The organism is Citrobacter sp. Cf072 (assembly GCF_030334485.1).
GTDB classification, from domain to species: Bacteria; Pseudomonadota; Gammaproteobacteria; order Enterobacterales; family Enterobacteriaceae; genus Citrobacter; species Citrobacter freundii.
The window spans coordinates 15471-31352 of sequence record NZ_JAOWDX010000044.1 but is presented as its reverse complement, the minus strand read 5'-3'; the positions used below and the strand labels follow the sequence as shown (position 1 = coordinate 31352).

The 15882-nt window shown below is 51.8% G+C and carries 16 protein-coding genes; 8 read left to right on the top strand and 8 right to left on the bottom strand.

The annotated features are described in order from the left end of the window. Positions 1-6 precede the first annotated feature (6 nt). The 3 genes from gsiB to gsiD are packed head-to-tail and all read left to right on the top strand — an operon-like array spanning position 7 to position 3426. A complete protein-coding gene (gsiB, locus tag OGX66_RS09215) occupies positions 7-1545 on the top strand; it encodes a glutathione ABC transporter substrate-binding protein GsiB (protein ID WP_088902498.1) in 1539 nt (512 codons plus the stop codon). A gap of 46 nt (positions 1546-1591) precedes the next feature. Further along, positions 1592-2512 carry a glutathione ABC transporter permease GsiC gene (gene gsiC, locus OGX66_RS09210; protein ID WP_003836970.1) on the top strand — a complete coding sequence of 307 codons (921 nt, stop codon included), beginning with the start codon at positions 1592-1594 and terminating at the stop codon, positions 2510-2512. Between the two features lie 2 nt (positions 2513-2514). After that, a complete protein-coding gene (gene gsiD / locus OGX66_RS09205) occupies positions 2515-3426 on the top strand; it encodes a glutathione ABC transporter permease GsiD (RefSeq protein WP_094544822.1) in 912 nt (303 codons plus the stop codon). 55 nt (positions 3427-3481) lie between these two features. On the opposite strand, the gene rimO is transcribed toward gsiD, so the two are convergent. After that, positions 3482-4807 (bottom strand): 30S ribosomal protein S12 methylthiotransferase RimO, encoded by a 1326-nt coding sequence (rimO, locus tag OGX66_RS09200; protein ID WP_003035305.1) that lies wholly within the window; start codon positions 4805-4807, stop codon positions 3482-3484. A 229-nt stretch (positions 4808-5036) separates the two neighbouring features. Between rimO and bssR the strand changes: the two genes are divergently transcribed. Together bssR and OGX66_RS09190 are read left to right on the top strand one after the other, a co-directional pair. After that, complete coding sequence (gene bssR, locus OGX66_RS09195) at positions 5037-5420, top strand: biofilm formation regulator BssR (RefSeq protein ID WP_003845496.1); 384 nt, start codon at positions 5037-5039, stop codon at positions 5418-5420. A gap of 102 nt (positions 5421-5522) precedes the next feature. Beyond that, on the top strand, positions 5523-6620 hold the full coding sequence (locus tag OGX66_RS09190) for a PQQ-dependent sugar dehydrogenase (protein ID WP_088902497.1): 1098 nt from the start codon (positions 5523-5525) through the stop codon (positions 6618-6620). Between the two features lie 5 nt (positions 6621-6625). Here the strand turns inward: OGX66_RS09190 and OGX66_RS09185 are convergent, their stop codons facing one another. Continuing rightward, positions 6626-7252: a glutathione S-transferase family protein gene (locus OGX66_RS09185; protein ID WP_049003168.1), complete on the bottom strand. Its 627-nt coding sequence runs from the start codon at positions 7250-7252 to the stop codon at positions 6626-6628. 328 nt (positions 7253-7580) lie between these two features. On the opposite strand from OGX66_RS09185, the gene dacC reads away from it, so the two are divergent. Then, the gene (dacC, locus tag OGX66_RS09180) at positions 7581-8783 is read left to right on the top strand and encodes a serine-type D-Ala-D-Ala carboxypeptidase (RefSeq protein WP_003035316.1); all 1203 of its coding nucleotides are present in this window, start codon (positions 7581-7583) and stop codon (positions 8781-8783) included. Between the two features lie 45 nt (positions 8784-8828). Here dacC and deoR read toward each other — a convergent pair whose 3' ends face one another. Both deoR and ybjG read right to left on the bottom strand, forming a co-directional pair. Beyond that, positions 8829-9587: a DNA-binding transcriptional repressor DeoR gene (deoR, locus tag OGX66_RS09175; RefSeq protein WP_003836960.1), complete on the bottom strand. Its 759-nt coding sequence runs from the start codon at positions 9585-9587 to the stop codon at positions 8829-8831. 64 nt (positions 9588-9651) lie between these two features. Continuing rightward, positions 9652-10260 carry an undecaprenyl-diphosphate phosphatase gene (ybjG, locus tag OGX66_RS09170; RefSeq protein ID WP_058842573.1) on the bottom strand — a complete coding sequence of 203 codons (609 nt, stop codon included), beginning with the start codon at positions 10258-10260 and terminating at the stop codon, positions 9652-9654. A 298-nt stretch (positions 10261-10558) separates the two neighbouring features. On the opposite strand from ybjG, the gene OGX66_RS09165 reads away from it, so the two are divergent. After that, the gene (locus OGX66_RS09165; protein ID WP_286511440.1) at positions 10559-11791 is read left to right on the top strand and encodes an MFS transporter; all 1233 of its coding nucleotides are present in this window, start codon (positions 10559-10561) and stop codon (positions 11789-11791) included. Between the two features lie 28 nt (positions 11792-11819). Here OGX66_RS09165 and OGX66_RS09160 read toward each other — a convergent pair whose 3' ends face one another. The 3 genes from OGX66_RS09160 to OGX66_RS09150 form a co-directional block, all read right to left on the bottom strand. Continuing rightward, positions 11820-12101 (bottom strand): hypothetical protein, encoded by a 282-nt coding sequence (locus tag OGX66_RS09160; protein ID WP_003035330.1) that lies wholly within the window; start codon positions 12099-12101, stop codon positions 11820-11822. A gap of 107 nt (positions 12102-12208) precedes the next feature. Continuing rightward, positions 12209-13024: a Cof-type HAD-IIB family hydrolase gene (locus tag OGX66_RS09155; protein WP_003035335.1), complete on the bottom strand. Its 816-nt coding sequence runs from the start codon at positions 13022-13024 to the stop codon at positions 12209-12211. Further along, positions 13024-14232: an MFS transporter gene (locus OGX66_RS09150; RefSeq protein ID WP_003836950.1), complete on the bottom strand. Its 1209-nt coding sequence runs from the start codon at positions 14230-14232 to the stop codon at positions 13024-13026. Before OGX66_RS09150 ends, OGX66_RS09155 begins: the two co-directional genes overlap by 1 nt. Positions 14233-14317: 85 nt before the next feature. On the opposite strand from OGX66_RS09150, the gene OGX66_RS09145 reads away from it, so the two are divergent. Then, a complete protein-coding gene (locus OGX66_RS09145; RefSeq protein ID WP_003035341.1) occupies positions 14318-14866 on the top strand; it encodes a TetR/AcrR family transcriptional regulator in 549 nt (182 codons plus the stop codon). Positions 14867-14871: 5 nt separating this feature from the next. On the opposite strand, the gene OGX66_RS09140 is transcribed toward OGX66_RS09145, so the two are convergent. Further along, complete coding sequence (locus OGX66_RS09140) at positions 14872-15786, bottom strand: LysR family transcriptional regulator (RefSeq protein WP_003836947.1); 915 nt, start codon at positions 15784-15786, stop codon at positions 14872-14874. Positions 15787-15882 lie beyond the last annotated feature (96 nt).

Below are 15882 nucleotides of genomic sequence, written 5' to 3'. Positions count from 1 at the left end.
AATAACATGACAAAAATTGTTGCTCGGAAATGGCTGGTTGCTGTGGGAGTGGCCTCTGCGCTGGCCGCATCGCCTGGCTGGGCCGCCAAAGACGTGGTGGTAGCGGTAGGATCCAATTTCACCACGCTTGACCCCTATGACGCGAATGACACATTGTCGCAGGCGGTAGCGAAGTCGTTTTATCAGGGACTGTTTGGTCTTGATAAAGAGATGAAGCTGAAAAATGTGCTGGCAGAGAGCTATACGGTTTCTGATGATGGCCTGACTTACACTCTTAAGCTGCGTCAGGGCGTGAAATTTCAGGATGGCACCGACTTCAACGCCGATGCGGTTAAAGCCAACCTCGACCGCGCCAGCAATCCGGAAAACCGTCTGAAACGCTACAACCTGTATAAGAATATCGATAAAACCGAAGTCGTCGATCCGTCGACGGTGAATATTACGCTCAAACAGCCATTCTCTGCTTTTATCAATATTCTGGCACATCCGGCAACGGCAATGATTTCTCCCGCCGCGCTGGAGAAATACGGTAAGGAGATCGGTTTCCACCCTGTGGGGACCGGGCCGTACCAGCTTGATACCTGGAATCAGACAGATTTTGTGAAGGTTAAGAAGTTCGCGGGTTACTGGCAGGAAGGGCTGCCAAAGCTGGATACGATTACCTGGCGTCCGGTGACCGACAACAACACGCGTGCGGCCATGCTGCAGACCGGGGAAGCGCAGTTTGCCTTCCCGATCCCTTACGAGCAGGCGGCGTTACTGGCGAAGAACAAAAACCTGGAACTGGTGGCCAGTCCGTCTATTATGCAACGTTATATCAGCATGAACGTCACGCAAAAACCATTCGACAACCCGAAGGTGCGTGAAGCGCTGAATTATGCCATCAACCGCCAGGCGCTGGTGAAAGTGGCGTTTGCGGGTTATGCCACGCCAGCAACGGGCGTTCTTCCTCCGTCGATAGCCTATGCGCAAAGCTATACGCCATGGCCATACGACCCGGCGAAAGCGCGCGAACTGCTGAAAGAAGCAGGTTATCCGAACGGTTTTACCACCACGCTATGGTCTTCGCATAATCACAGTACCGCGCAGAAAGTGCTGCAATTTACCCAGCAGCAGCTGGCGCAGGTGGGAGTTAAGGCTCAGGTAACAGCGATGGATGCCGGCCAGCGCGCGGCGGAAGTTGAGGGTAAAGCGCAGAAAGAGAGCGGGGTGCGGATGTTCTACACCGGCTGGTCTGCCTCTACGGGGGAAGCTGACTGGGCGCTGTCACCGCTATTTGCATCACAAAACTGGCCGCCAACACTGTTTAATACGGCGTTCTATAGCAATAAGCAGGTGGACAGTGATTTAGCGGCAGCGTTGCAAACCAACGATCCGGCGCAGAAAGCGAAGCTGTACAAGGATGCGCAGGATATTATCTGGAAAGAGTCGCCGTGGATCCCACTGGTAGTGGAAAAACTGATTTCGGCGCACAGCACCAGATTGACCGGGTTCTGGATTATGCCGGATACCGGATTTAGCTTTGATGATGCGGATTTAAAATAAGCTATTCATTCGGCCCCGCTAACCAGGGGCCGGCGAAGGGAGTGTGATGCTTAACTATGTTTTCAAGCGCCTGCTGGGGTTGATTCCAACTCTGTTGATTGTTGCGGTGCTGGTGTTTTTATTTGTTCACCTGTTACCCGGCGATCCGGCCCGGCTGATTGCCGGACCGGAAGCTGATGCCGAGGTGATTGAACTGGTACGCAAGCAGTTGGGGCTGGACCAACCGCTGCATATTCAGTTCTGGCATTACATGACCAACGTGTTGCAAGGCGATTTTGGCACGTCGATGGTTTCTCGTCGCCCGGTTTCCGAAGAGATAGCCAGCCGTTTTATGCCGTCGTTATGGCTGACAATTGCGAGTATGGCATGGGCTGTGTTATTTGGTATGACGGCGGGGATCATTGCAGCCGTATGGCGCAATCGCTGGCCGGACAGGTTGAGTATGACGCTGGCGGTCACCGGGATCTCGTTCCCGGCGTTTGCGCTTGGCATGCTGCTCATGCAGATATTCTCCGTTGAGCTCGGTTGGTTACCCACCGTTGGCGCTGACACCTGGCTGCACTATATCCTCCCGTCTATTACGCTGGGCGCGGCGGTGGCTGCGGTGCTGGCCCGGTTTACCCGCGCCTCGTTCGTCGATGTGCTCAGCGAAGACTATATGCGCACCGCGCGGGCTAAAGGGGTGAGTGAGACCTGGGTGGTGTTAAAACATGGTCTGCGTAACGCAATGATCCCGGTGGTCACCATGATGGGACTACAGTTTGGCTTTTTGCTTGGTGGATCAATCGTGGTTGAGAAGGTGTTCAACTGGCCTGGGCTTGGGCGACTGCTGGTTGACTCCGTCGAAATGCGCGACTACCCGGTGATTCAGGCCGAGGTACTGTTGTTTTCTCTGGAGTTTATTCTTATCAACTTAGTGGTGGATGTGCTTTACGCCGCCATTAATCCGGCTATCAGGTACAAGTAAGGATGCGACTTTTTAACTGGCGCCGACAGGCGATTTTGAATGCAATGCCCCTTGTTAAGCCAGAGCAGATACGCACACCGTGGCATGAGTTCTGGCGTCGTTTTCGTCGACAGCACATGGCGATGTTCGCTGGGCTGTTTGTATTGCTCCTGATCATGGTGGCGATTTTTGCTCGCTGGTTGACGCCATTTGATGCCGAAAATTACTTCGATTATGACCGTTTGAATGATGGGCCGTCGATGCTGCACTGGTTTGGTGTCGATTCTCTGGGACGAGATATCTTTAGCCGCGTGCTGGTTGGCGCCCAAATCTCGCTGGCGGCAGGAGTCTTTGCCGTGTTTATTGGCGCGGCGATTGGCACAGTGCTGGGTCTGCTGGCGGGATACTACGAAGGTTGGTGGGATCGGCTGATTATGCGTATCTGCGATGTGCTGTTCGCCTTTCCCGGCATTCTGCTGGCGATAGCCGTGGTCGCCGTGCTGGGCAGCGGCATTGCGAACGTGATTATCGCCGTGGCCATTTTCTCCATTCCTGCTTTCGCGCGCCTGGTGCGCGGAAATACACTGGTGCTGAAGCAACAGACGTTTATTGAGTCTGCGCGCAGTATTGGTGCCAGCGATACGACCATCATTTTTAACCATATCCTGCCGGGTACGGTTTCATCGATCGTGGTCTTTTTTACCATGCGAATTGGCACGTCGATCATCTCTGCCGCGAGCCTGTCATTTCTGGGATTAGGCGCACAGCCGCCGACGCCGGAGTGGGGGGCAATGCTTAATGAAGCGCGTGCTGACATGGTGATCGCGCCGCACGTGGCGATTTTCCCGGCGGTAGCGATATTCCTGACGGTGCTGGCGTTTAACTTACTGGGAGATGGTCTGCGCGACGCGCTGGACCCGAAGATAAAAGGATAAATTACAGGCCGGATAAGACGTAACGCTTATCCGGCCTACGGTTGAGTTACGCTTATTAAACGCGTGAACCCCACAGATCGTATTCATCTGCGTTTTCGACCTTCACGCGGATGATATCACCAGGTTTCACCTTGGTTTCACCATTCAGGTATACCGCGCCGTCGATTTCCGGAGCATCAGCCATGCTACGACCAATTGCGCCTTCTTCGTCAACTTCATCAACGATAACCAGAATCTCGCGGCCCACTTTCTCTTGCAAACGTTCAGCAGAGATCTGCTGTTGCAATTGCATAAAGCGGTTCCAGCGTTCTTCTTTCACCTCTTCCGGGATTTGATCCGGCAGGTCATTAGCGCCAGCGCCTTCTACCGGGCTGTATTTAAAGCAGCCCACGCGATCCAGACGAGCTTCTTTCAGGAAGTCGAGCAACATCTGGAAGTCTTCTTCCGTTTCACCCGGGAAACCAACAATGAAGGTGGAGCGCAGCGTCAGTTCAGGGCAGATTTCACGCCACTGCTTGATGCGCGCCAGCTGTCTGTCTACGGAGCCTGGGCGTTTCATCAATTTAAGAATACGCGGGCTGGCATGCTGTAACGGGATGTCCAGATACGGCAGGATTTTCCCTTCTGCCATCAGCGGGATCACGTCATCAACGTGCGGGTAGGGGTAGACGTAATGCAGGCGCGTCCAGATCCCCAGTTTTGATAACTGTTCGCACAGATCAACCATGCTGGTTTTGACCGGCTCGCCGTTATGGAAACCGGTACGATGCTTCACATCCACACCGTACGCAGAGGTATCCTGAGAGATTACCAGAATCTCTTTCACGCCCGCATCGACCAGACGTTTGGCTTCGCTGAGGACGTCGCCAATCGGACGGCTCACCAGATCGCCGCGCATGGATGGAATAATGCAGAACGTACAGCGGTGGTTACAGCCTTCAGAAATCTTCAGATAGGCGTAGTGGCGCGGAGTCAGCTTGACACCCTGCTCAGGAACCAGGCTCAGGAACGGATTATGCTTTGGTTTGGGTACGTAATGATGAACGTGCTCCAGAACCTGCTCGTAGCTATGCGGCCCGGTGATTTCCAGCACCTTCGGGTGGACTTCACGGATTTGATCGACTTTCGCGCCCAGACAACCGGTGACGATCACCTTGCCGTTTTCGTTCAGCGCTTCGCCGATTGCTTCCAGGGATTCCTGAACCGCACTGTCGATAAAGCCGCAGGTATTAACGATAACCATATCCGCGTCGTCGTAGCTTGGCACGACATCATAGCCTTCGGTACGAAGTTCGGTCAGGATGCGCTCAGAATCGACGAGGTTTTTCGGGCAGCCGAGGGAGACAAAGCCGATTTTCGGCTGGTGGGTTACATTGCTCATAGCGTAAAAAGTGTTCAGTTATTGGAATATTCAGGGCAGGGATTCTACAGAGTTCTGAACAAAAATTGTATCGCAATCTCATACCATCAGCGGCCTGCCGGGCGCGGAATTAAAGATTATTTGTAAATTATGTTAATTTTAAGTGATGGATTGATCCTGGACACGACTTTGTTCAAAAAACAACCATACTATTAAGTTGCACCATAGTTGGAAAGAGGAGGAACAAAGTATGGTTGTTGACAGACTGAGAACCGATCTTCTCAACAAATTGATAAACGCCCGTATCGAACTTGCCGCTTATCTGCTGTTGAGAAAGGCGAAAGGCTACATGTCAGTCAGCGAGAGCGATCGTCTGCGTGATAATTTTTTTGCACTGAATCGCGAATTGCACGAACAATCACAGCTTCACGGTATGCATCTTGATCAGGAAGAGTGGAATGCCCTTCATCGTGCTGAAGGGGCGTTAGCCGCCGCCGCTGTTTGTCTTATGAGTGGACACCATGATTGTCCAACGTTTATCGCCGTTAACGCAGAGAAACTGGAAAACTGCCTGACAACGCTGACGCTGAGTATCCAGAGTTTGCAATCTTACCCAACGCTGGAACACGTCTGAATCAGGGGGAGGGCGCTCCCCCTTTTCGTTAAGATTATGTAAATATGACGGGGTGATTCCCCTTGCTGGCTACGCTTTATGCAGAGCCATTAAGGAGGTGTTATGCGTCTACTCTTTCTCTGTGCTATCCCACTTGCGCTATTTTCCTCTTATGCCATCGCGGTAAAAGTGGAAGTGCTGCAAACCAAACTCGATCATCCATGGTCACTGGCTTTTTTACCCGATAACCGAGGTATGCTCATTACGCTCAAAGGTGGGCAGCTTCGACTCTGGCAGCCTGATAAAGGGCTTTCCGACCCGCTAACCGGCGTACCAAAAGTCTGGGCGAATGGTCAGGGCGGATTGCTTGATGTGGTGTTAGCTCCGGACTTTGAACGATCCCGTCGGGTGTGGCTAAGCTTCGCTGAAGCCGACCGCGAAGGCAAAGCGGGCACCGCGGTAGGCTACGGGCGATTGAGTGACGATCTCAAACATTTGCAAGGGTTTCAGACCGTTTTTCGCCAACAGCCAAAGCTTTCCACCGGAAACCATTTTGGTGGACGTCTGGTATTTGATGGCAACGGCTATCTGTTTATTGGCCTGGGGGAGAATAATCAACGCGCTACCGCCCAGGATCTGGATAAGCTGCAGGGCAAGGTCGTACGGCTTACCGATGAGGGCAAAATTCCACCGGATAATCCGTTTGTGAACATGGCGGGAGCGCGGGCAGAGATTTGGTCGTATGGCACCCGCAACCCGCAGGGTATGGCGATGAATCCGTGGAGTGATGTGTTGTGGCTCAATGAGCATGGCCCACGCGGAGGCGATGAAATTAATATCCCCGAGAAAGGGAAAAACTACGGTTGGCCTATCGCGACTTGGGGTGTTAACTACAGTGGTTTGAAAATTCCCGAAGCAAAAGGTCAAATTGTTGCTGGCACGGAACAACCCATCTTTTACTGGGAAAAGTCGCCAGCGGTCAGCGGAATGGCTTTTTATAATAGCGATACCTTTCCACAGTGGCGGCAGAAGTTGTTCATCGGCGCGTTGAAAGATAAAGAAGTGATCGTACTGAGCGTTAAAGGGAATACGGTCACTGAGGATGGTCGTCTGTTGCAGGAAAGGGGGCAACGGATCCGTGATGTGCGCGTCGGACCAGATGGTTATATGTACGTGTTAACCGACGAGTCCGACGGGGAATTACTAAAAGTGAGTCCCTGATTTGTTTAGCTGACCGGGATCATCACGATTTTTTGAAACGCCGGGCGCTCGGTCAGTTGCTGATACCAGCGTTCCAGATGCGGGCGCGGGGTCCAGCTCAGGCCAACGTTGAACAGGTTATAGATAAACGGTGCCACAGCGATATCCGCCGTGCCAAATTCAGCCCCGGAGAACCATGACTGGTCTGCCAGCGCGTTATCCAGAATGGCAAACAGGTTATCGCAAACTTGCTTACTGGCCTCAATGGCCGCTAGATCGCGCTGATCGGCAGGTGTTCTGACCAGGCCAAATAAGATAACCCGATGCGCGGGGCTTAGCGTCTGATTTGCCCAGTCCATCCATTTTTCGCCGACGGCGCGCGCGGCCGGAGCGTCAATCCACAAACGTTTTTGTCCGTACTGAGCGGCCAGATAGCGGACAATGGTATTGGATTCCCACAGAACAACGTCCGTTTCATCATCGCGTAGCAACGGGACCAGTCCGTTCGGGTTTAGTGCCAGATAGTCGGCATCGCGGTTACCGCCATGCTGTCCGCCCGCCAGAATTTGGTTATACGGCAGTTCCAGTTCCTCGAGCGTCCACAATACTTTTTTTACGTTGGTCGAGTTATTGCGACCCCACAGTGTAATCATAGTAACCCCGCAAATTAATTGAGCAGCTTTATGGCTGCAGATGCCATCTGACTAGCTCACATGGTGGGGTAAACCTAATATTTACGCAACAAAGTCTAAAAAAATCGTGCCAGGAGCAGCGCAGCGCGGCGTTATTGCATAAACTTTAAAAACTTTACCAACTTACGGTTTCTTTAAGCTCGTTAGTGCGTTATTACTCACCGCACTTATTTTACACGTCATCCATCAGACTTTTTCTGCATGGATTGGTCGAGGTCGCTTGGCCGGTTTTGTGTAAACACGGTGTGGTATGACGTGGTTTTTTGGAATGGATACTCGGGTGGCATTTATGACGCAATACTTCTCTTCACTTCGCAGCTTTGCTGCAGGTTCTGCACTCTTAATCCTTTTGGCGCCGACCGTACAGGCGGCGGAGCAACCGACGGCCCCGCCGAGCGTGGACGCGCGCGCGTGGATTCTGATGGATTACGCCAGTGGCAAGGTGCTGGCGGAAGGTAATGCTGATGAGAAACTGGATCCTGCCAGTCTGACCAAAATCATGACCAGCTATGTGGTTGGGCAGGCGCTGAAGGCCGGAAAAATTAACCTCAACGACATGGTCACCGTGGGCAAAGACGCCTGGGCGACCGGTAATCCAGCCCTGCGCGGTTCGTCGGTCATGTTCCTCAAGCCCGGCGATCAGGTTGCGGTGTCAGATCTGAATAAAGGCGTTATCATTCAGTCAGGTAACGATGCCTGTATTGCACTCGCTGATTACGTTGCCGGCAGCCAGGAATCCTTTATTGGTCTGATGAACGGCTATGCGAAAAAACTGGGGCTGACCAACACTACTTTCCAGACGGTGCACGGCCTGGATGCGGCAGGACAGTTCAGTACCGCACGTGATATGGCGCTGCTCGGGAAGGCGTTAATTCACGATGTGCCAGAAGAGTATGCTATTCACAAAGAGAAAGAATTTACCTTCAATAAAATTCGTCAACCGAACCGCAACCGTCTTTTGTGGAGCACCAACCTGAACGTGGACGGTATGAAAACCGGGACCACTGCCGGGGCGGGATACAACCTGGTGGCTTCCGCAACCCAGGGCGATATGCGCCTGATCTCCGTGGTGCTGGGGGCGAAAACCGATCGCATTCGTTTTAATGAGTCAGAAAAGCTGCTGACCTGGGGCTTCCGCTTCTTTGAAACTGTTACGCCGATCAAGCCGGATGCGACTTTCGTTACTCAGCGCGTATGGTTTGGCGATAAGAGTGAAGTGAATTTGGGGGCCGGAGAAGGCGGTTCTGTGACCATCCCGCGTGGCCAGCTCAAAAACCTGAAGGCCAGCTTTACCCTGACTGAACCACAGCTAACTGCACCGCTGAAGAAAGGTCAGGTTGTGGGCACTATCGACTTTCAGTTGAACGGAAAATCCATTGAGCAACGTCCGTTGATGGTGATGGAAGATGTGCAAGAGGGTGGTTTCTTTAGCCGCATGTGGGACTTTGTGATGATGAAATTCCACCAGTGGTTTGGTGGTTGGTTCTCTTAATCTTACCTATTGCCGGATGGCGCAATCGCCGTCCGGCAGTATCTCTTAATACTTCAGCGTGATACGTTGCGCTTTAGCGTACTCAACAAACTCATCGTCAGGGCGGTTATCACTGATGATGGTATCAAAGCGTTTTAATTCCCCCATCCTCGCAGGCCGCACCTTGCCAAACTTGCTGTGATCGACCACCAAAACGTGATGCTGCGCCATCGACATTGCCCAGTGCTTCACCGGCAGTTCTTCCAGATTAAAACAGGTCGCGCCTTTCTCGATATGAACGCCTGCCGCGGAATAAAAGGCGATATCCGGACACAGATTGTTCAGCGTTTCCTGGAAGTCGAGCGGTTTAAAAATCGCGTTACTGGCATGGAATTCGCCACCACACAGAATGACGCGGCACTGCGGTTTTTCCTGCAGCACCAGAAACGTATTCAACGAGTAGCAGATTGCGGTGAAGGGCAGTTCATTGTCGATCGCTTCAATGATCCACGGTGTGGTAGTACCGCAATCGAAAAAGATGGTCTGATGCGCCTGCACGAGACTCGCCGCCAGCTGGGCGGCGCGACGTTTTTCATCAACCAGACGGGATTTTTGATCGCTGATTAAATAATGGTTAGCGCTGCGGGGTTCCAGAACAATATAGCCCCCGAGCAGTACGACGGGAGCATCATGATTATTCAGGTCGCGACGAATGGTCATCTCAGACACGCCCAGCAACGTTGCGGCTTCTTTGAGGTGTAATTTATCGCTGCGTTTCAGCGCCTGCAGTAATTGACCAATACGCTCGTCGCGTCGAGTTTCCATAGTTCCCCTGGAGAATAGAATAAGTGCTCAGTTTCGCGCTTAATACTACTCTTTTTACCGTGGGTTAGTCACGTACCCAACCTTTACGGATGGGGAGGGCGAAGCAGGCGCGATAGCAAGTTTGCAAGCCGAGGTACAGGGTCTCGCCAAAGCGCTGCCAGATCATCTGGGCGCTCAGACAGCCGATCAACCCAGCCAGTAATCCGCCCAGCATATCCAGCGGCCAGTGTACGCCAAGGTAAACCCGCGACCAGGCAATCGCCACGGCAACGACCATCAGCAGAGCGCCCGTCCACAGGCGATGCCAGAACAGGAAGGCCAGTGCAAAGGTAAAGATAACCGTACCGTGGTCACTCGGGAAAGAATCATCTGCCGCATGATGCAGGAAGTTGTAACCGATGTGGTTTACAAACGGGCGATCGTGAGGGAACAGATGTCCCATCAGCCAGGAAATCGTCAGACCAACTATCAACGCAATGGCCATTTTGATGACCAACTGGCGCTGGAGCGTAACCTGACCACGCGGTCCCCAAAGCCAGAGCACAACGGCTAACAGCGGCACAATGCTGATCAGATCTTTGGCAATGAAAATGGCGAGCGAAATTGCCCATTGCGCAGAGTCGGGTGTTGCATTGATCAGGTAAAAAAGTGAGTTGTTCAGATTTTCCAGCATAACGTCCAGACTCAGTGTAATCGTTAAAAAGGCCCATGGGAGCGAGAGCATAAAATTGCTTTCACGGGATAAAAAGCGGTCTTGTCTTATTTGTCTGCTAAATGACTATTTTTAAGACAATTAATGAGACTTATTGAGCATGATAGCGGTCTCAACTTAAATTAACCTTAAAGCAAAATCTTCTTGAGCAAATGAATGTAAAAATGTGCGCATTTTGCTTTCAAATCACATAATTCACTATCACCAGTACGGCGCATTTATTACACTTTGCGCGATTTTTCTATAGCTAAGAGACTGCATGCAGAACCGTTTATCTTCAGGCGCCCGTTTGGGGCGTCAGGCATTACTTTTCCCTCTCTGTCTGGTGCTTTACGAATTCTCTACTTATATCGGCAACGATATGATCCAGCCTGGAATGTTGGCGGTGGTGGAGCAATACAATGCCGGATTAGATTGGGTACCCACATCCATGACTGCCTATCTGGCTGGCGGCATGTTTTTACAGTGGTTGTTAGGACCGCTATCGGATCGTGTTGGGCGTCGTCCGGTAATGTTAACCGGCGTGCTCTGGTTCATCGTGACCTGCCTTGCGACCCTGCTTGCACAGAATATTGAGCAATTTACTTTCCTGCGTTTTTTGCAGGGGATAAGCCTGTGCTTTATTAGTGCGGTGGGTTACGCCGCCATTCAGGAATCCTTTGAAGAAGCGGTCTGCATAAAAATTACCGCGCTGATGGCAAACGTGGCGCTGATTGCGCCGCTGCTGGGTCCGTTGGTAGGCGCAGCCTGGGTACATGTTCTGCCGTGGGAAGGGATGTTTATCCTGTTTGCTGCTCTGGCGGCCATCTCCTTTTTTGGTCTGCAACGCGCGATGCCGGAAACGGCAACCCGGCTGGGTGAAAAGCTGTCCATTAAAGAGCTGGGCAAGGATTATAAGTTGGTGCTAAGGAACGTGCGTTTCGTTGCAGGCGCACTGGCGTTGGGTTTTGTCAGCCTGCCGTTACTGGCGTGGATTGCGCAATCTCCGATTATTATCATCAGCGGAGAACATCTCAGTAGTTACGAATATGGCCTGTTGCAGGTGCCGATTTTTGGTGCGCTGATTGCCGGTAACCTGGTGCTGGCGCGTCTGACTTCGCGAAAAACCGTGCGTTCGCTGATTATCATGGGCGGCTGGCCAATTGCCGTTGGCCTGATTATTGCCGCTGCGGCCACGGTGGTGTCATCTCATGCATATCTATGGATGACGGCGGGTTTGAGTATCTATGCGTTTGGCATTGGCGTGGCGAATGCGGGGCTGGTGCGCCTGACGCTGTTTGCCAGTGAAATGAGTAAAGGTACGGTTTCTGCCGCAATGGGTATGTTGCAGATGCTGATTTTTACCGTTGGTATCGAGCTGAGTAAACACGCTTATCTGCTGGGAGGCAACGGCTTGTTCAGCTTGTTCAATCTGGCCAGCGGGGTGCTGTGGCTGATTCTTATGGTGATCTTCCTGAAAGATAAACGGGTAGGGGATTCCCGGGAAGGCTAAAGCCCGGTAGCCCGGGCCTGGCAGAAACTTAGTGGTGATCGTCAATCTGATGTTCGATGATCATGCCTTCACCGACGCTGGCAACATGTCGCGCATAAGGATGTGCGCGATAAACAGGAGCCGGGGCAGGAGCCGGGGCAACATACACCGTTTGTGGCGCGGTAGTCACGTTGACCGCCTGAGGCACGCTGACGGAAGAGGGCACGATCACCACTTTATAACCGCTTGGTACATCAACGGTAACGCTTTGTGCAAATACTGACCCTGCAAAACCCAGCAACAATGTCGCCATCAGTACACTTTTCTTCATAATCCGCTCACCTGAAATATTCACTGGAAGTAATAATCCAGTGGGTTAATTTGAGGCGGATTATGAATAGATCATGCCATCATTTTGTTGCCGTCTGTGCTGAGGCGTTAATGCGTAAACGGTGCTTCATTCTTTAACACGCGGTCGATAATATCCAGGACGCCCTCTTCGTTGTTCGATCCCGCGCGATATTTCGCCGCCTTGATAACCGGCTCATGGGCGTTGGCCATTGCAAAACTAAATCCCGCCTGGCGCAGCATTTCAATATCATTTCCACCATCGCCAAACACAACAACCTCATCGTCGTTAATATTCCAGCGTTGTTGCAGCAGTCGCAGACCATTTGCCTTATGCACGCCAGGAATAATTAAATCGATGCTCCCGTAGCCGGTATGCACCGGCACCATAATGTCGCCAATCGCCTCGTGGAGATCGGCCTGCACCTGTGGGATTCTGTCGTCGGAAATATTCAGCCCGAACTTGAAGAAAACGTCGTTAAGATTGTCAAAATTATCTACAAATTCGAGACGATGATAATACATGGCGGAAACAGCTTTATGTTCATCGCTGTACTGCTTCAGCGTGTAGGCGCTGCTTTTACCACAGGCAATGATATCAATGTCTGTACGGGTCAGCAGATGTTCAACGATGGCCTGGAAATCATCCTTTGCCAGTTCGCCGTTAAAAACATCTTCACCTTCACTGACTACCCAACCGCCGTTTTCGGCAACAAATGAGATCTCACTGGCCAGTTCGGGGAAAAAGGAAATCAACTGATAATATTGATTGCCGCTGGCGACCACAAAGCGGATCCCTTGTTCTTTCATCTGGCGGTATTGCGCCATAAAGCGCTCACGGTTATAGGTTTTTTGGTCACTTAAAAATGTGCCATCCATGTCGACCGCAATTAATTTGATGCTCATTAGCTGTTCTCCATCACCGTGGTATTTTTGAGATCCGGTTTCGCCACCGCTTTCGCGACGATGGCGGCAACAAGCACCAGCGCCAGCACCACCAGCATAGCGCTGCGCAGGCCGTAGTGTTCACCCAGGTAGCCCAGCAGCGGCGGTCCAACCAGGAACGCCAGATAGCCGGTTGTTGCGACAACGCTGACGCGGGTTGGTGCATCGGGACCGGTGTCGCTGGCGGCTGAAATGGTCAGCGGGAAGCCGAGTGATGCACCGAGTCCCCACAAAATAACGGAAACACCCGCCACCCAAGAGCTGTCGACAAAAATAATCAGGCTAATCCCGAGAGCGCCCATCAGCGCACTGGCGCGCACCACCGTGACGCGGCTGTAGCGGTCGATGAACCAGCCGCCAGTAAAGCGGCCAACGGTCATACCCAGCGTAAATCCGGCATAAATCAGAGAGCCTGATGTTGGGCTAAACCCATGACCGTCCACCATCAGCAGCGGAAGCCAGTCGTTGGCGGAACCTTCAGCAAATGCCATTGCGAGCACCACGACGCCAATCAGCAATAACTGAATATCGCGATAAAAAGGCAGTCCTTTTTCACCGGAGGGAGAACCATCAGCGGCATTTTTACCCGTGCCGTCAGGAATTGCTTTGATGGCGATAAAGATAGGAGTGATAGCTACCAGCGCCGCCAGCAGAATATGCGCGTTTGCCGGGACGCTGAAGGCGGTAAGCATCATCCCGACTCCTGCGCCCGCCAGCGTACCCAGGCTGTAAAAACCATGCATCATCGGCAGCACGGTTTTATTCATTTCGCGTTCAACCGCCGCACCTTCGACGTTGATGGCCACTTCTGCTGCGCCAAAACTGGCGCCAAACACGGCCAGACCAAATGCGAAAAGCCAGGCGGAATGCAGCCAGAGCGCCACGCTGAGGATAGCCATCCCAATGACCGCACATGACATGGTAGTGCGGATCACTTTGCGCGTGCCAAATCGTTTCACCAGCCAGGCCGAACAAAGAATGCCACTCATCGAACCAATAGAGAGTCCAAACAGCACCGCGCCCATTTCGGCGGTAGAGATTGAGAGGATATCTCTGATGGCAGGGGTACGCGTTGCCCAGGAGGCCATTAATAATCCTGGTAAAAAGAAGAACGTGAACAGCGCCCAGGTGCGACGTCTTAAGGCTTTGCGTGATGAGATGCCAGTCATGAATTCGAGCCAAAGAAAAGAGGAAAGAAGACAACATTAGCAAGGTTGTGTACATTTGTACACAAATGCAAGAAGAGGAAATGCAGTGCGACGTGCAAACGATCCGCAGCGGCGGGAAAAAATAGTTCAGGCCACCCTTAAGGCGATAGTAATCCATGGTATTCATGGGGTTACACATCGTAAAATCGCTATGATTGCCGAGGTGCCACTGGGCTCAATGACCTATTATTTTGCAGGAATAGATGATCTGCTGTTGGAGGCATTCAGCTGTTTTACGCATACTATGTCTCAGCAGTACCAGGATTTTTTTGCCGACGTTGCTGATGCGCAGGCGGCCTGCCATGCGATTACCGATATGATTTACGGCTCCCAGGTCACAACGCCTGATAATATGGAGCTTATGTATCAGCTGTATGCTTTCGCCAGCCGTAAACCAGCGTTGAAAACGGTGATGCAGAACTGGATGCTACGTAGCCAACAAACGTTAGAGCAGTGGTTTGATCCGGTTACGGCGCGGGCGCTGGATGCGTTTATTGAAGGAATGACGCTGCATTTTGTCACGGATAAAAAACCGCTGCAGCGAGAAGATATTCTGATGATGGTGGAGCGTATTGCCGAATTGCCGCAGAGATAAAATCCTCAAAATGGTTTGTCGAGGCGGGTAACGGCCTGACGTAAAAAATCAATGACTTTTACCGCCTCTGGCGTCAACGGTCGGGCGGCTATTTTTACCGTCCCGACATCCATATAAGTAATAAAATCATCAATCGTTCTGTGCATGACGCGCAGACCATCCAGTGACCACGGGCGATACACCAGGTCGGATAAAATGGTTATCCCTCTACCTTTTGCAACCAGACTTCTTATTGCTTCAAAAGAGTTGCTGCGAAAACTGATATTGGGCGTATAGCCACGCTGCTGCCAGTAATCGATGATTACGTCAGGGTACTTATCGGTTTCCAGTAGTAAAAATGGTAGTTTCTCGACGTCTATTAAACGGATCGATGCCTGGCTCTGTAGCGGATGCCCAATAGACGTCCACAGGCGGCGCTGTGAACGAATAAATGTTTCGATCTCCAGGTCGTTATCATGGTTGATATTTGAGGTCAGAAGCAGGCAAAAATCGACCTTTTGTTCCCGTAGCGCCTGTACCAGTTCCGGTGCAGTAGCTTCATAAAACACGATCTCCAGCAAAGGGAAACGTCGTTCAATATCGTTGAGTATATCCGGAATAAGATAGGCAGAGAGCGTTTCAGCAATGCCTATGCGCACCGTGCCGGTGAGAATTTCGCTCCTGTCATGCAGGGCGTCAATAGCCGAGTGGCTACTGTTGATGATGTTGCAGGCATGTGCCAGAAAGCGCTCGCCCTCAGCGGTGAGCTTCACACCTTTGGGATAACGTACAAATAGCTGCACGTCTAATGCTTCTTCCAGGTTCCGCATGGCAATGGTCATTGATGACTGAGAAATATGACAGCGTGCAGCAGCTTTGGAAATTTGTAATGTTTCTGCAAGCGCGATGTAAAACTCAAGTTGCCTTAGCGTAAATTTCATAGTTTTAATCTATGCAGATGGATAAAAACGTTATATTAGCATTCATTCTCACGCCGCCGTAGCCTTGTGGTCATACCGTACAACTGACAATAAGGC

Bases quoted from the DNA above. Each gene is read 5' to 3' on its own strand.
- gsiB (WP_088902498.1), top strand. From the start codon at position 7: ATGACAAAAATTGTTGCTCGGAAATGGCTGGTTGCTGTGGGAGTGGCC.
- gsiC (WP_003836970.1), top strand. From the start codon at position 1,592: ATGCTTAACTATGTTTTCAAGCGCCTGCTGGGGTTGATTCCAACTCTG.
- gsiD (WP_094544822.1), top strand. From the start codon at position 2,515: ATGCGACTTTTTAACTGGCGCCGACAGGCGATTTTGAATGCAATGCCC.
- rimO (WP_003035305.1), bottom strand. From the start codon at position 4,807: ATGAGCAATGTAACCCACCAGCCGAAAATCGGCTTTGTCTCCCTCGGC.
- bssR (WP_003845496.1), top strand. From the start codon at position 5,037: ATGGTTGTTGACAGACTGAGAACCGATCTTCTCAACAAATTGATAAAC.
- OGX66_RS09190 (WP_088902497.1), top strand. From the start codon at position 5,523: ATGCGTCTACTCTTTCTCTGTGCTATCCCACTTGCGCTATTTTCCTCT.
- OGX66_RS09185 (WP_049003168.1), bottom strand. From the start codon at position 7,252: ATGATTACACTGTGGGGTCGCAATAACTCGACCAACGTAAAAAAAGTA.
- dacC (WP_003035316.1), top strand. From the start codon at position 7,581: ATGACGCAATACTTCTCTTCACTTCGCAGCTTTGCTGCAGGTTCTGCA.
- deoR (WP_003836960.1), bottom strand. From the start codon at position 9,587: ATGGAAACTCGACGCGACGAGCGTATTGGTCAATTACTGCAGGCGCTG.
- ybjG (WP_058842573.1), bottom strand. From the start codon at position 10,260: ATGCTGGAAAATCTGAACAACTCACTTTTTTACCTGATCAATGCAACA.
- OGX66_RS09165 (WP_286511440.1), top strand. From the start codon at position 10,559: ATGCAGAACCGTTTATCTTCAGGCGCCCGTTTGGGGCGTCAGGCATTA.
- OGX66_RS09160 (WP_003035330.1), bottom strand. From the start codon at position 12,101: ATGAAGAAAAGTGTACTGATGGCGACATTGTTGCTGGGTTTTGCAGGG.
- OGX66_RS09155 (WP_003035335.1), bottom strand. From the start codon at position 13,024: ATGAGCATCAAATTAATTGCGGTCGACATGGATGGCACATTTTTAAGT.
- OGX66_RS09150 (WP_003836950.1), bottom strand. From the start codon at position 14,232: ATGACTGGCATCTCATCACGCAAAGCCTTAAGACGTCGCACCTGGGCG.
- OGX66_RS09140 (WP_003836947.1), bottom strand. From the start codon at position 15,786: ATGAAATTTACGCTAAGGCAACTTGAGTTTTACATCGCGCTTGCAGAA.